This window comes from Actinoplanes auranticolor (assembly GCF_018332655.1).
Taxonomy (GTDB): Bacteria; Actinomycetota; Actinomycetes; order Mycobacteriales; family Micromonosporaceae; genus Actinoplanes; species Actinoplanes auranticolor.
The window spans coordinates 48,395-62,451 of record NZ_BOQL01000017.1 but is presented as its reverse complement, the minus strand read 5'-3'; the positions used below and the strand labels follow the sequence as shown (position 1 = coordinate 62,451).

12 protein-coding genes, 1 tRNA gene and 1 other RNA gene are annotated in these 14,057 nt (G+C 70.8%); 5 read left to right on the top strand and 9 right to left on the bottom strand.

Annotated elements, in window-relative coordinates; genetic code table 11:
* Window positions 1-20: 20 nt before the first annotated feature.
* From Aau02nite_RS08685 to ffs, 5 genes are all read right to left on the bottom strand, one after another.
* Window positions 21-1,700 carry an ABC transporter substrate-binding protein gene (locus Aau02nite_RS08685; RefSeq protein ID WP_307857859.1) on the bottom strand — a complete coding sequence of 560 codons (1,680 nt, stop codon included), beginning with the start codon at window positions 1,698-1,700 and terminating at the stop codon, window positions 21-23.
* 146 nt (window positions 1,701-1,846) lie between these two features.
* Complete coding sequence (recR, locus tag Aau02nite_RS08680) at window positions 1,847-2,440, bottom strand: recombination mediator RecR (protein ID WP_212987800.1); 594 nt, start codon at window positions 2,438-2,440, stop codon at window positions 1,847-1,849.
* A 4-nt stretch (window positions 2,441-2,444) separates the two neighbouring features.
* Complete coding sequence (locus Aau02nite_RS08675) at window positions 2,445-2,753, bottom strand: YbaB/EbfC family nucleoid-associated protein (RefSeq protein WP_239130031.1); 309 nt, start codon at window positions 2,751-2,753, stop codon at window positions 2,445-2,447.
* A 96-nt stretch (window positions 2,754-2,849) separates the two neighbouring features.
* Complete coding sequence (locus tag Aau02nite_RS08670; RefSeq protein WP_212987799.1) at window positions 2,850-6,224, bottom strand: DNA polymerase III subunit gamma and tau; 3,375 nt, start codon at window positions 6,222-6,224, stop codon at window positions 2,850-2,852.
* A gap of 68 nt (window positions 6,225-6,292) precedes the next feature.
* Window positions 6,293-6,388: signal recognition particle sRNA small type (gene ffs / locus Aau02nite_RS08665), an RNA gene on the bottom strand.
* 79 nt (window positions 6,389-6,467) lie between these two features.
* On the opposite strand from ffs, the gene Aau02nite_RS08660 reads away from it, so the two are divergent.
* The 5 genes from Aau02nite_RS08660 (at window position 6,468) to Aau02nite_RS08640 (ending at window position 10,966) form a co-directional block, all read left to right on the top strand.
* A tRNA-Ser gene (locus Aau02nite_RS08660) sits at window positions 6,468-6,555 on the top strand.
* A gap of 127 nt (window positions 6,556-6,682) precedes the next feature.
* Window positions 6,683-7,252, top strand: a complete 570-nt coding sequence (locus tag Aau02nite_RS08655; RefSeq protein ID WP_212987798.1) for an RNA polymerase sigma factor — start codon at window positions 6,683-6,685, stop codon at window positions 7,250-7,252.
* Window positions 7,249-8,277, top strand: coding sequence for a hypothetical protein (locus tag Aau02nite_RS08650; RefSeq protein WP_212987797.1), 1,029 nt, complete (start codon window positions 7,249-7,251; stop codon window positions 8,275-8,277). The genes Aau02nite_RS08655 and Aau02nite_RS08650 overlap by 4 nt, the downstream gene beginning before the upstream one ends.
* Window positions 8,271-9,674, top strand: a complete 1,404-nt coding sequence (locus Aau02nite_RS08645; RefSeq protein WP_212987796.1) for a glycosyltransferase family 39 protein — start codon at window positions 8,271-8,273, stop codon at window positions 9,672-9,674. Before Aau02nite_RS08650 ends, Aau02nite_RS08645 begins: the two co-directional genes overlap by 7 nt.
* A 305-nt stretch (window positions 9,675-9,979) precedes the next feature.
* Window positions 9,980-10,966, top strand: a complete 987-nt coding sequence (locus Aau02nite_RS08640) for a hypothetical protein (protein WP_212987795.1) — start codon at window positions 9,980-9,982, stop codon at window positions 10,964-10,966.
* A 219-nt stretch (window positions 10,967-11,185) separates the two neighbouring features.
* Here the strand turns inward: Aau02nite_RS08640 and Aau02nite_RS08635 are convergent, their stop codons facing one another.
* From Aau02nite_RS08635 to Aau02nite_RS08620, 4 genes are all read right to left on the bottom strand, one after another.
* Window positions 11,186-12,430: an MFS transporter gene (locus Aau02nite_RS08635; protein ID WP_212987794.1), complete on the bottom strand. Its 1,245-nt coding sequence runs from the start codon at window positions 12,428-12,430 to the stop codon at window positions 11,186-11,188.
* Window positions 12,427-13,041: an ArsR/SmtB family transcription factor gene (locus tag Aau02nite_RS08630; RefSeq protein WP_212987793.1), complete on the bottom strand. Its 615-nt coding sequence runs from the start codon at window positions 13,039-13,041 to the stop codon at window positions 12,427-12,429. Before Aau02nite_RS08630 ends, Aau02nite_RS08635 begins: the two co-directional genes overlap by 4 nt.
* 32 nt (window positions 13,042-13,073) lie before the next feature.
* Complete coding sequence (locus Aau02nite_RS08625; protein ID WP_212987792.1) at window positions 13,074-13,415, bottom strand: STAS domain-containing protein; 342 nt, start codon at window positions 13,413-13,415, stop codon at window positions 13,074-13,076.
* A gap of 81 nt (window positions 13,416-13,496) precedes the next feature.
* The gene (locus Aau02nite_RS08620) at window positions 13,497-14,021 is read right to left on the bottom strand and encodes a DUF6886 family protein (protein WP_212987791.1); all 525 of its coding nucleotides are present in this window, start codon (window positions 14,019-14,021) and stop codon (window positions 13,497-13,499) included.
* Window positions 14,022-14,057 lie beyond the last annotated feature (36 nt).

The window sequence follows — 14,057 nt, the reverse complement described above, 5'->3', positions numbered from 1 at the left end:
GCGGTGCCTGGTGCTACGGACTACTTGGTCAGCGTGACGGTGTTGAATTCCTCGTTGGTGAGAGGACTCGGCACCAGACCCTCGACGTTCTTCGTCGTGACCAGCGCCGGCGGGGCGTGCCAGAGCGGGACGGCCGGCAGCCACTTGGCGGCGAGGTCGCGGTTGACCTGCTCCCACGCGGTCTTCTTGGCCGCCTGGTCGACGGTCGCGTCGGCCTTGCCGATGGCGGTGAACATCTCGGTCATCGCCTGGTCGCCGAACTCGGCCTTCTCGCGGCCGAAGAACGTACCGACGAAGTTGCCCGGGTCGTTGTAGTCGCCGGTCCAGCCGAGGATGTGCAGGTCCTGCTTGCCGAACTGCTGCACGTCGTCCTTGAAGCCGCCGTTCCACGGCCGCGGGACGCCATTGACCTTGATGCCGGCGGCCTGCAGGTCGTTGGCCAGGACGGTGAAGATCTCCTGCGGGTTCGGCATGTACGGCCGGGAGACCTCGGTCGGGTAGTAGAAGTTCAGCGTCAGGCCGGTCGCGCCGGCCTCGGACAGCAGCTGCTTCGCCTTCTCGAGGTTGTAGTCGTACTTCTGCACGTCCGGGGCGTAACCGAGCACCGTGTTCGGCATGAACTGGTCGGCCACCGTGGCGCCACCCGGGCCCTTGGTCTGCACCAGCTGCGCGCGGTTGATCGCGTACGCGATCGCCTGGCGGACCCGCAGGTCCTTCAGCTTCGGGTTCTTCTGGTTGAGGCCCAGGTAGAGGATGTTGAAGGCGGGCCGGTCGAGCACCTTGTAGCCCTCGCCCGCCAGCGCCTTGCGGTCGGCCGGGGCCGGGAAGTCGATCGCCTGCACCGTACCGGCGCGCAGCTCCTGCTTCCGGGTGTTCTCGTCCTTGATGACCTTGATGATCAGCTTGTCGACCTTGGCCTTCTCGCCGAAGTAGTCGGGGTTCTTGTTCAGCGTGATCTCGCCGGTCGCCTTGTTCCAGCCACCGTACGTGAACGCGCCGGTGCCGGTCGGGTGCTCGGTCGCGAACGCGCTGTACGCGAACGAGTCGCCGTTCTGGGTGACCTTGTCGGCGTCGTACTGCTTCATGGCGGTCGGGCTCGCGATGGAGAACGCGGTGAGCGCGAACGCGCCCGGGAAGGCGCCCTTGTACTTCTTCATCGTCACGACCGCAGTGGCGGGATCCTGCGCCTTGCAGTTGTCGTAGACGGCGTCGGGGCTGCCGGCGAAGCCGCCGAACACGTCGGCGTAGTAGATCATCTGGGACTGGGCGGCGTCGCCCTTCATGTTGTACCAGCGGTCGAAGTTCGCGCAGACCGCAGCGGCGTCGAGCGCGCTGCCGTCGTGGAACTTGACGCCCTGGCGCAGCTTGAACGTCCAGATCTTGCCGGTCGGGTCGTTGGACCAGCTCTCGGCCAGACCGCCCTGCAGCTCAGCGGTGCCGGGCTTATGTTCGATCAGGGTGTCGTACATCTGCCGGATCGGCCGGAACGACTCACCATCATCGTTGAAGATCGGGTCGAAGTTCTTCGGGTCGCCGGCGCCCGCGAAGATGAAGGTACCGCCGGTAGCGGCCTTGCCTTCGTCGCCTCCGCTGTCGCGGTCACTGTCCGCGCAGCCGGCAGCGCCGATCGTCAGAGCCGCAATGACACCGGCGGTGATGACCGTCCGGAGCCTCTTCGCCTGCATCCTCGATGCACGCATCGTGTTCACCTCGTCCTGTGGGTACGGACAAACGCGGTGACCATTGGTCACCGATGGCGCGACCCTAACCGCTCATAGCGAACACATCGTCGGTTGGTATCGGATCGTGTCTTTCCCAGTCTGCGGAACGGGCGCACGATGCGCGTTCAGACAGCGCGACGTCCCTCGAAGGCACGACCCAGGGTGATCTCGTCGGCGTACTCCAGGTCGCCGCCGACCGGCAGGCCACTGGCCAGCCGGGTGACGGCGATGCCCATCGGCTTCACCATGATGGCGAGGTAGGTGGCCGTGGCCTCGCCCTCGGTGTTCGGATCGGTGGCCAGGATCAGCTCCTTGACCTCACCGGTGCCGAGCCGGATCAGCAGCTCGCGGATCCGCAGGTTGTCCGGCCCGATGCCCTCGAGCGGATTGATGGCGCCACCCAGGACGTGATACCGGCCGCGGAACTCACCGGTCCGCTCGATCGCGACGACGTCCTTGGGCTCCTCCACGACGCAGATGACCTCGCTGCTGCGACGGGTGTCACGGCAGACCCGGCACTGCTCCGACTCGGCGACGTTGAAACAGGTCGTGCAGAAGCGGACCAGCTCCTTGACCTTGCGCAGGGAGCTGGCCAGCCGGTTCACGTCGGCGGGATCGGCGGAGAGGACGTGGAAGGCGATCCGCTGGGCGCTCTTGGGGCCCACACCCGGCAGGCGGCCCAGCTCGTCGATCAGGTCCTGGATGGCGCCCTCGTACACAGGCTCAGAATCCCGGGAGGGACAGGCCGCCCAGGCCGCCGGTGGCCGGACCCATCTTCTGCTCGGTCAGCTCCCGCACCGCCTCGGACCCGTTGTGGATGGCGGCGAGCACCAGATCCTCCAGCGTCTCGACGTCCTCCGGGTCGACCGCCTTCGGATCGATCTTGATGGACTTGAACTCGCCGAGCCCGGTGACGACCACGGTGACCAGGCCACCGCCGGCCGTACCGGTGACCTCGGCCTCGGCCAGCTCGGCTTGCGCCTGCGCGACCTGCTGCTGCATCTTCTGCGCCTGCTTCATGATCTGCTGCATGTTCGGCTGTCCACCGGGGCGCATCGCATAGCTCCTTAAGAACGGGGGTAGTCCCGACCATTGTCCCGCGCCCCGCACAGGGGGCCCGGAACCGGGTCAGGACTCGCTGATCTTCTCCGCCCCGAGGGCGTCCCGGAGCAGCTGAACGGCCTGCTGCTCACTGCTCTGCCGGGCGGTCTTCTCGTCGATCACGTCATCGAGCGGCTCGTCGCCGGGGTCGAAGCCCTCGAACGCCTGGCCGCTGCCTTTCGCCTCGGCCTTCGCCCGACCGCTGCCGGGGTCGGTGTCGGGACGGGGTGGGCCGTCGTACTCGGGGTCGTAGGGCGCTTCCTCGGTCGGTGAGCCGTCGGACCAGGCGGCGGGCTTGGCCGGTGCGGCGGCGTTGGTGCCGCGACCGGCTCCGGCTGCGGCGGCTCGGGCTGCGGCCAGACCGCTGGACGGGGGTCGTCCGCTGCCCGCGGGGCCGGCGGCGGCTACGGGGGCGCTGTTGCGGGATCTTTCCGCTGCGGCGCTGGGCTGCTCGGATGCTCCGGGGCGGGTGTCTGCGGCGTTCGGGGCGGGGCCAGCCGAGCCGGCCCCTTTGATGCCGCCGGTTGAGCCGGCACCTGCGACGCCGCCGCCTGTCACACCGCTGCCCAAGCCGCTGCCTGCGACGCCGCCGCCCACGACGCCGTTGCCTGCCACCCCGCTGCCTGCGGCGCCGCTGCTTGAGGCATCGCTGCCCGGGACAGTGTCACCCGAACCGCCGAAGCCTTGGCCCCCGCCGGGGCCGTCGAAGTCGTCGACGAGCGGGCTGGTCTGACCGACACTCGGATCCGCGAAGCCCGGCCCACCGGCCCGGCTGCCGACCGCGACGCCACCAGGCTGCGCCGTCTCAGGCCACTCCTCGTCTTCCACGACGGGTGCCGCGACCTGCGTGGCCACCGCGGTAGCGAGTCCACCCGGGCGTGCCGGCTCAGGCCACGCGTCGCCGGGGTCACTCGTGGCGGTCGCCGAGGCGCGAGGCGCGGGGTCCCGCTGCCGCGCGGGAGCTGCACCCGTGGTCGGGGCGGCGCGAACCGTCTCCTGGCGAGGCGGGCCGTCCTGAGCCTGCGGGGAACGCTGGGCGGGACCGCTCGGACCACCACGCGGGCCCAACGGGGCGGAACCACCCGAACCCGGCGACGGCCCGCTCTCACCGGCGACGTCGCAGCGGATCTGCCAGCGGCCACCGAGCGCCTCGTAGAGCGCGTCGGAGATCAGCGTCGGTTCCGCGGCGACCATCTTGGCGTGCGCGGGGAAGCGGAAGGTCAGGACGACGGTCTGGCCCTCGAGGTCCCGCACGGTCGCGCCCTGGGCGAGGGCGGCGATCTTCTTGCTCTTGCGGCTGACCGCCGTCATGATCTCGGGCCAGACCTCCCGGATCGCCGCTGCCGACAGCTGCCCGGGGGCCTCGGCCTGGGGAGCGAAGCCGGGCTCTTCGGGCGCGTCGGGCATCAGACCGGCGGGCTCCGGCCGGCGACCGGCCGGACCACCCGAGACAGGGCCGACGGCCGGACCACCCGAGACGGGCCTGGAAGCCGGACCACCCGAAACGGGGGTCGCGGGGGCAGGACCACCCGAGATGGGTGCGGCGAGACCGGCACCCGGCGGCACAGGCCCGCTCGATACCGGGTTTGCGGACACCGGCGTCCCGGAAGTGGGGGCGGCGGAAACCGGCGCGGCCGGAGAAGGAAGCCCCGAACTCAGCGCCGACGAAGCCGACCCCGGCTCCGTGGCTGATGGCGGCCCGGGATCCGGTTCGGTATCCCAGGGCGGCCCCGGATCCGGTTCGGGCTCCGTCTCCCACGACGGATCGAGATCAGGCTCACCGGCGACCGGGGAGGCCGTTCCAGCGGCGGAGTGCCCGCCGGGAACCGGCCCAGCAGCGGCCGCCCGAGCGGAAGCCGGCCCGCCAGAGGCCGGCTCAGCGGAAACCGGCCCAACAGAGGTCGACCCACCGGGGGCCACCCCAGCGGCAGCCGGACCCGCCGCAGCAGGGCCAGCAGCGGAAACCGGCGCGGCCACGCCGGGCACCGCCGAGACGGGAGCAGCAGAGCTGAGCCCCGCAGACGACACCGGCGCGGCAGCCCCAGCAGCAGACGACCCGCCCCCGGAGGCCACACTCTGAGCGGAACCGGACTGAGCTCCCGCAGGCGCCCGTCGACCCGCCGCAGCAGCAGCGGCCCGAGCAGCAGAAATCCCCCCGCCCCCGGCCACCGGCGCCACGGACGGCTGGGCGGACGGGGAAGGCTGGGCGGTGCCGGGCTCCGGGCGTACCTCATCGGTGGTCAGCGTGAGGCGCCGCTCCATCCGCTCCAGGCGCTGGAGCAGCGCGTTGTTCGCGTCGTCGGCGCCCGGCAGCAGCATGCGGGCCGTGATCAGCTCGAGGAGCAGCCGCGGCGCGGTCGTGCCGCGCATTTCCACCAGGCCGTTGTGCACGATGTCGGCGCAGCGGGACAGTGTCGCCGGGCCGAGCCGGGTCGCCTGCGCGCCCATCTGCTCCAGTTGGTCGGCCGGGCCGTCGATCAGGCCCTTGGTGACTGCGTCCGGCACCTGCTGCAGCACGATCAGGTCGCGGAAGCGTTCGAGCAGATCCGAGGCGAAGCGCCGGGGGTCGTGGCCGGCCTCGGCCACGCGGTCGATGGTCTGGTACGCCGCCGCGCCGTCACCAGCCGCAAGCGCATCGCACATCTCGTCGATGAGCGCCACGTCCGTCACGCCCAGCAGCGAGACCGCGCGCGGGTAGCTGACGCCTTCCGGGCCCGCGCCGGAGATGAGCTGGTCGAGCACCGACAGGGTGTCCCGGGCGCTGCCGCCGCCGGCCCGCACGACCAGCGGGAGCACCGCCGGGTCGACGTGCACGCCCTCGGCCTCGGTGAGCTGCTGCAGGTACGGCCGGAGCACCGCCGGCGGGATCAGCCGGAACGGGTAGTGGTGGGTGCGGGAGCGGATCGTGCCGAGGACTTTCTCCGGCTCCGTGGTCGCGAAGATGAACTTCACGTAGTCGGGCGGCTCCTCGACGAGCTTGAGCAGCGCGTTGAAGCCGGCCGACGAGACCATGTGCGCCTCGTCGATGACGTAGATCTTGTAGCGGCTGCTGGCCGGCGCGAAGAACGCCTTCTCCCGCAGGTCACGGGCGTCGTCGACACCGCCGTGGCTGGCCGCGTCGATCTCGATGACGTCGATGGAGCCGCCGCCGTCGTTGGCCAGCGACTTGCACGAGGCGCAGACTCCGCAGGGTTCCGGGGTCGGGCCCTGCTCGCAGTTGAGCGAGCGGGCCAGGATGCGCGCGCTGGAGGTCTTGCCGCAGCCGCGCGGCCCGGAGAACAGATAGGCGTGGTGCAACCGTCCGCTGCGCAGGGCCTGCGACAACGGCTCGGTGACGTGCTCCTGCCCGATGACCTCGGCGAAGGTCCGGGGCCGATACTTGCGGTAGAGGGCGAGAGCCACTCCTGCCACCTCCTCCGACGACCGCGCCATTCTCCGTCGAGGGTGTGACAACAACAAACCCCGGGGAACGAAAGGACCCCCCGTGCACCCGCCAGAGCTCGCTTATCCTTGCTGCCTTCCGGCCCTGGGGAGGTTCACAAGATGACGCCGCACGAGGGGCTGCGAACAGAGTACCTGGCCCGTGGGAGGCGTCGCGCGGCCCTCCCGCGCAACCCGGCCCGGCGGGCCTGTATTCTGTCCGACGGAGGATTCGCCTAGTGGCCTAGGGCGCACGCTTGGAAAGCGTGTTGGGATAAAACCCTCACGAGTTCGAATCTCGTATCCTCCGCCAGCCTCAGCAGGCAGACGTCGAAGGCCGGTCCCGTCGGGACCGGCCTTCCGCCTTGAGTGGGTCCCTTTGTCACCCAAAAGTTGATCTCGGCTGTCACGATGCTCGTACTGCCGGACATGGGACCCACGTGAGCTCCGAAATCGACGACGACCCGGCCCGGTTCCGGCGCCTCTACGCGGACAACTTTCCGCTGCTGCTGGCGTACGCGGTGCGGCGGGTCGCGCAGCCGGAGGACGCCGCTGACGTGGTCGCCGAGACCTTCCTGATCGCCTGGCGGCGGCACCGTGAGCTGCCGCGCGGCGACGAGGCCCGGCTGTGGCTGTACGGCGTGGCGCGCCGCGTGCTGGCCAACCACCACCGTGCCGGTGTCCGCCGGGAGCGGCTCGGTGCGCAGTTGCGGCAGCGCCTGACCACGGTGTTCGCCGCTGATCCGGGCGCCGAGGTGCCCGAGCGGCTCGCCGTACGGGCCGCTCTGGCCCGGCTGGGTGAGCTGGACCGGGAGGTGCTGATGCTCACCGGATGGGAGGGGCTGGAGCCGCGGGAGGCGGCCGTGGTTCTCGGGGTGAGTGCGGCCGCTGTGCGTACCCGGCTGTCGCGGGCCCGGGCCCGGTTCCGGGAGCTGGCCGGTGACGATCTCGGGCCGCCCGGACATGTGCTCGACGTCCTGACCGCGCCCGTCCCGAAGGAGGCCCGATGACCGACGAGCGGCTCGATCAGGAGCTCCGCGCTGCCGACCCCTTCCGTCCGGAGATCACCGCCCGCCTCCAGGGGGCGGAGCAGCATCTCCTGGAGGAGATCATGTCCGTGCCGAGCCTGACGGTCGTCAAGACGTCGCCGGCGAGGAAGCGTCTGCTGGTGCCGCTGGCCGCGGCCGCGGCTTTCCTCGGCGTTCTCGCTCTGCTCCTCTCCTTCCGCCCGCAACCCGAGCCCTCGCGGGCTCCGGCAGAGCGGACCCCGGTGGCGTGGCAGAGGTTCGCCGAGGAGAGCCCGCGCCTGCTGATCGCCCAGGACGGCTGGAAGGTCGTCAACGTCGACGGCTTCGGCGTCCGCGACCGGCAGGGCTCCCTGGGGTTCGCCAAGGGCGGCGTGAGCCTGAACATGGCCTGGTTCGACGCGAAGTACTACCCGGAGTACCGCGACGACCGGGCGGGGCAGAGCCCGCCCGAGCCGGTGACGGTCGCCGGTTGGCCGGGCTTCACCATCCGGTACGCCGACACCGACTTCGCGACCATGCTGGAGCCGCGGGACGGTGTGTTCGCCGAGTTGCGCGTCCAGGGGGCGGTGGACAAGGCGCAGTACGACGAGCTCCTGCTGCACGTGAGGCGGGTCGACGTGCCGACCTGGCTGGCCGCGATGCCGCCGGAGATCATCACGCCGGACGAGGTGCAGGAGGCGGCGGCCAGGGCGCTCGCTGACGTGCCGCTGCCGCCCGGCTTCGACGTCCGGTCGTTGAACGGCCTCGGCACGAACGACGCGTACCAGTTCAACGCCCGGGTGATCGGCGCGGTCGGCTGCGGCTGGATCGAGGAGTGGAAGCGGGCCAGAAAGACCGGCGACGATGCGGCCGTGACGAAGGCCCAGGAGGCCCTGAAGGGCAGCCACCACTGGGCAGCACTGAAGGAGATGAACCCCGAGGGCTATCCCCGGATGTTCTGGTTCTACACCGATCCGGTGGCCGCCGGTCGGGAGCCGGGAACCTACGAGCGGGCGCTGTCTTGCTGAAGGTGCGCTGGTCGCCGTCGCTGTCTCTGATCCTGCTGCTGATCGTCGCGGCCGCCGTCCGTATCGGTCTGCTGGTCCGGGAGTGGCCGGCCAGCAACAGCGACGAGGGCACGATGGGGCTGATGGCGATGCACATCGCCGAGGGCCGCCATTTCCCGAGCTTCATGTACGGCCAGTCGTACATGGGCACAGCGGAGGCCTATCTCTCCGCCGCGGTGTTCCGGGTGTTCGGCCCGTCGCTGGCCGGGCTGCGCATCCCGATGCTGCTGCTGTTCCTGCTCTTCCTCATCGCGATGTACGTGCTGGCCCGGCGCCTGTACGGCACCGCAGTGGCGTTGGTGTCGGTCGGGCTGCTGGCGCTGGGATCACGGGAGCTGTACGGCCACGAGGTGGTGGCCCAGGGCGCGATCCCCGAGACACTGCTCGCCGGCACGCTGCTGCTTCTCTTCGGCCACCGGCTGTTGGCCACGCCGGACGATCCGAGCCACGCGGCTGCGCAGCGGTGGCGGCTGGCGGGCTGGGGCGCCGCCGCCACGCTCGGGCTGTGGAGCACCGTGCTGACAGCCCCGTTCGTGCTCACCTCGGCCGTGCTGGTCTGGATGACCCTCCGGCGGCGATCGGCGGCACTGCCGGGCGGGCTGTGGGCGCTCGGCGGCGGCCTGCTCACGGGCGCCGTCCCGTGGCTTCTGCACGACTTCACCCATCCCTGGCGGGACAGCGGGGTGGTCGGCGTGGTGAACATCTACCTGATGGGTGGCACCGGGCTGAACGGCGGAGAGTCGCCCGGGCTCGTCAGCCAGGTGACCAATACGGTGACGACCAGCCTCGCCTACGTCAGCGGAGGCTCGGCGATCGCCCACCCGTACTCCCGGCCGGCCTGGCCCTTCGGTTTCACCGGAAGCTGGCGTCCACCGACGGACGACGCGGTAGCCACGCTGTGGGGAGTCGCCCTGATCGTGCTGTGGGCCGGGGCGGTAGCTGCCGGCGTTCGCGCAGTGCGTCACCGGCGCCGCGCGCAGGAGGAGCCAGATGCGCAGGTGTACAGCCGGTTGGCGATGCTCACCGCAGCTGGTCTGACTGTCGCGGCCTTCGCGGCCGGCTCCACACCAGGCGTCGCCCCGGCCAACAACTTCCGCTACATCATCGGTGTCCTCATCGCCACCCCAGCCGTCCTAGCCTCCCTGGGGAGCCTGCGCTCGGTGGCGCCGAGAGCCGGTGGGCCGCTGAGAGCTGTCGTGCTCGGGTTCGTCGCGATCACGCTGGCTCTCGGCACTGTGCAGGCTTACCGGGACACGGCCCGCGGGCCCGGTGAGGCGGCCGGTCGGCAGCTGATCGATGCTCTGCGCCGGGCGGTATATCCCACATCTACAGCGGTTACCTGGACTGCAACCGGCTGACTTTCATCAGCCGGGAGCAGATCGTCTGCGCCGTCCTGTTCGGCGATGCCGCCGGTGGCCTCCGTCCGGGGTTCGACCGCTACCTGCCCTACCGGGCCGAAGTGCGGGCCGACCCCCGTGCGGCGTACGTATTCCGCTCCGGCGACTCCCGTAACACCGCCCTGGCCCGCTCGCCCTGTCCCTGGCGGAAACGGTGGCACCTGGCCGGTTACGAGATCTGGGAACCGGCAGCCGACTGCCCCACGGCAGTGAGCGTCGGGTGAATTCGGTGGTCGGATCCGGGTGGGCGGGCGAGCATGGTCGCCATGGCGAGGGACCGGGTGTGGTTACCGCTGCAGGGCGGCCTGCCGCCGGTCGGCGCGGTGTCCGGCCCCGTCGTGGAGATCGCCTGTGACGAGTCCGGCTTCTCCGGGAGCAATCTGCTCGACCCGACCACCCCGGTGATCACGCATGCGAGCGTCGACCTGAGCGTCGGTGAGGCGGTCGGGCTGATCGCGGCGTTGCGGTCGGGGTTCCGATATTCGCCGTACGAGTTCAAGTCGGGCCAGTTCCTGCGGAGCCCGCAGGCGGGCGAGGCACTGGAGTGGTTCCTCACCGAGTTGCGGGGCCGGGCGCACGTTCAGCTGGTGGACAAGGAGTTCTTCCTGGTCACCCGGATCGTCGACTTCTTCCTGGCCGAGCCCTCCTACGCGGCCGGCACCCGCCTCACCCAGGAGAATCGGCCGGCCGCTCTGCGGCTGTACCGGGCCGGGCGGTCGGCCGGGGACGCGTGGGGCGTCTTTCTCGCTGCGTTCGTCGAGCTGGTACGGCTCAAACGGCGGCACCGCCCCGATCCGGAGGCGTTCGCCCAGTTCTTCCGGGCGCGTGATGAGTTGGGGCCGGAGGGACTTGAAGGGCTCGACCGGGCACGTGTGCAGACGGTCCTGGCCCGGCTCTTCGACGACGACCGGTCGATCCCGCCGCCGCTGGAGCCGATGCTGCCCGCACTGACGGAGACCGTGCTGTTCTGGAGCGGCGGGCAGCGGCAGGTCCTGGTGATCCACGACGAGCAGAGTGCCCTCACGGCCGGACGGTTGCGGCGGCTGCAGCAGTTGCTGGCCGACGAGGCCGGGTTGCCGCCGGGCCGGGTGTCACCGCTGGCCGGGCTGGTCACAGTGGACTCCCGCGATGATCCTCGGGTCCAGGTGGCCGACCTTCTCGCCGGAGTGGCCCGGCGGTTGCCGGGGACCGCCGGGGACGGGCCTCTTCAGCCGTTCCTCTCACCCACATCGCTGCGCGACGCCGGGCCCTGAGTTGAAAGCGACGGATCGCCGAATGTCGGTGACCGATCGGCCCAACTCCGCTTCCGCTGCCTTTCGGTCCGTCACGCCTGCGAGCGGTCCCCGTTCCGGGGTCGTTGCCTGGATGCCGATCTCAATACGATCAACGGTAACGGCACGAAGGTTCAGCTCCGGGACTGCAACAACCAGACGCAGCAGCGGTGGCGCACGCTCTACCTGTGACGCACCGCGCTACGCCGCCGGCCGGACGTTCGCCAGTTCGGCCGGTGGCGCCAGCGAGTCCATCGTGCGTACCCCGGGCAGCGGTGACCGCAACAGCCACAGCGACCCGAGCATCCCGCCCACGGCGGCGATCAGCAGGGTCGGCCGCAGGCCGAGGCCGCTGCCCAGCAGGCCACCGACCACCGCGCCCAGCGGCCTGGCCCCGTAGTTGATCGTGCCGAACACGCCGGCCACCCGGCTGCGCATCCCGTCGGCCATCACCGCGGCCTGCACGGAGTTGAGGTTGATGTCCATCATCATCACGCCGAAGCCGGCGATCGCCTCCGCGACGGCCAGCAGCGTGGCCGCGAGCCAGACCGGGCCACCGGCCACAGCGATGACCGCGGTCGGCGCCGGGAAGAGGATCGCGCCGAGCACCATCATCCGGCCGACCCCGAAACGCCGGGAGAGCCGGGGCGCGAGTGCCGCCCCGGCCAGGCCGCCGAGGGCGCCGAGTCCCAGCGCCAGGCCGATCACGCCGACCGGCAGGCCGAGCGTACGGCTGGCGAACAGCACGACCAGCGCCTGCGCGACGAAGCCGAAGAAGTTGACCGTGGTGACACAGCCCAGCCCCGCGCGCAGGTACGGGTGCCCGAGCACGTACCGCAGGCCGTCGCGCGCATCCACGAGCAGGGAGTGGCGCGGCTCGACCGGCACCGGCTCCACCTTGATCCGGCCGATCAGCAGCGCCGAGAACAGGAACGACACCGCGTCGACCAGCATCGCCACCGGCGCGGTCAGCACCTGGATCAGCAGGCCGCCCAGGGCCGGACCGGCCACGAAGGACGCCGACCGGCTGATGCTGAGCTTGCTGTTCGCCTCGACGTAGCGGCTGCGGTCGACCAGGGCCACGAAGAACGAGGGGTACGCGGCGGAGAACAGCACCTGTCCGGCCCCGGCCAGCAGCGCGACGGCGAACAGCTGCGCGAGGGTGACGACGCCGAGCCAGTGCGCGACGGGAAGGCTGAGCAGGACCGCCGCGCGCAGGAGGTCGGCCGCCACCAGCAGGCGCTTGCGGTGGGTCCGGCGGTCCACCCAGGAGCCGACGAGCAGCGAGAGCAGGTTCGGTGTCCAGACGGCCGCCGTCAGCAGGCCGACCTGGGTGGGGGTGGCGGACAGCGTCAGGACGGCGATCAGCGGCAGGGCGAGCTCGCTGATCCGGTCGCCGAACTGGGAGATGGTCTGTCCGGCCCACAGCCGCTCGAAGCGCCTCACGACTCCTCCCCCGGGGTGGGCCGCAGATCGTCCGCTCCCGGCAGGTAGTGCCGCAGGATCCGTACGATGCGGGCGCCGTCGGGTGCGTCCGCTTCGGCGCGGTGCACGTACGGTGCGATCAGCTCGTCGATGCGGCGGCTGAGTTCTTCCAGCTCATCCGGGGTCAACGGGACGTTGGTGTTGGAGACTCCGACGACGCGCTGCCATCGGGCCGGCAGCCCCGGACCGACGTCGGTGATCCAGGTGGTGACCTGCTGTTGGGCGGCTGCGGCGAGCTGTTCCCCGAGCGCCCGGGCGGCCACCTGGGACTCCGGGTCCTCGCCCGCCGTCACCGAGAAGCCGCGCGCCTTGGCCTTCCACCAGCGCTGCCGGCGGTCGCCCGGCACTTCCTCCGGGTCGGCGTCGGTGACCAGCCCGAATCCGGCCAGGTGGCGCAGGTGCCAGCTGGTGACCGACGGCGTCGCCCCCACGTGCGGCGACAGCACAGTCGCCGTGGCAGGCCCGTTGCGCTGCAGAAAAGACAGGATCGCCAGCCGTACGGGGTGAGCGAGCGCCCGCATCGCCTGGGGGTCGGTGACCTGCAGATCGCCGAACGGATTCGTGAGAGACATGTCTCGAGAGTAGCCTCTCACGTTTTCCGGCGCTACATCTGCGCCGCCGCGATCGCGTCCTCCACCTCCGGGAAGATGGCGAAGTACCGGCTCAGGCCCACGGTCGCCAGCAGCGAGGCCAGGAACCGGTTGGCCCCCGCGAAGCTCAGCCACCCCCCGCGTGCGGCGATCACCTGCTTGGCAGTGATGAACGCACTGAGCCCCACCGAGTCGCAGAACTTCAGGTCCGAAAGGTCCACGACGATGCGCGGCACCGGCCGTTCCAGCAGCTCGGCGAGCACCTTGTGCAGCTGGGTGGCGGTGTCGGCGTCGAGTTCGCCACTCAGGCGCAGCACAGCGACGTCGGAACGGGTGTCGGTCACGGTGGCCTGCATGGCATCACTTTCGTCCTGGTTGAGGGGCTTCACAGCGTAGATCCACCCGAACGGCCGATGGCGGACAGTTCGTCCGCTGTTTCACCTTCGCGGATCGGCGTTGCGCAGGCGGATCCCGCTGAACCGCAGCGAGCTCGCCGCCACCTCGTCCAGAAACGGCCAGAGGTCGGTGACGAGCCGCAACTGGATCTCCGCGGACCGGTGCAGGGCGAGCAGGTCACCGACGGGTTCGGCCGGCGCAAGCGGGGTCACGGCGGTGGTCGCGACCATCGCGTGCGGTTGCGGGGAGCCGAAAGGGCGGAACGGGGCGGCGTCGAAGCGGTACGCGTACAGGCGGATCGTCTGCAGGGCCGGCAGCCAGCCGTACTCGATGACATGCACCCGCCGGTCGAAGAGCAAGCGGCGGTCGGCCGCGGTGGTCTCCGGGCCCGGCCAGGCGAGGACCCGGGGGCAGTCCCGGGGGAACCAGTAAGCCGGGGCCTGCTCGGCGTCGACCGCCCACACGTACGGCTCAGGCTGCTGAGCGGTGGCCGCGACGTGCGGCTCGAAGCGCGTGATGGCGGGGTCTTCGGAGAAATGCAGTACCTGGCCGGCGGCGGGGCGCATCGGCCGTTTCTAACAGAATCAGGCCGGACCCCGCAG

Excerpts from the sequence above, each read along its gene's own strand:
- Aau02nite_RS08685 (WP_307857859.1), bottom strand. The coding sequence starts at position 1,700 with ATGCGTGCATCGAGGATGCAGGCGAAGAGGCTCCGGACGGTCATCACC.
- Aau02nite_RS08675 (WP_239130031.1), bottom strand. The coding sequence starts at position 2,753 with ATGCAGCAGATCATGAAGCAGGCGCAGAAGATGCAGCAGCAGGTCGCG.
- Aau02nite_RS08650 (WP_212987797.1), top strand. The coding sequence starts at position 7,249 with ATGACCGACGAGCGGCTCGATCAGGAGCTCCGCGCTGCCGACCCCTTC.
- Aau02nite_RS08640 (WP_212987795.1), top strand. The coding sequence starts at position 9,980 with ATGGCGAGGGACCGGGTGTGGTTACCGCTGCAGGGCGGCCTGCCGCCG.
- Aau02nite_RS08630 (WP_212987793.1), bottom strand. The coding sequence starts at position 13,041 with ATGTCTCTCACGAATCCGTTCGGCGATCTGCAGGTCACCGACCCCCAG.
- Aau02nite_RS08625 (WP_212987792.1), bottom strand. The coding sequence starts at position 13,415 with ATGCAGGCCACCGTGACCGACACCCGTTCCGACGTCGCTGTGCTGCGC.
- Aau02nite_RS08620 (WP_212987791.1), bottom strand. The coding sequence starts at position 14,021 with ATGCGCCCCGCCGCCGGCCAGGTACTGCATTTCTCCGAAGACCCCGCC.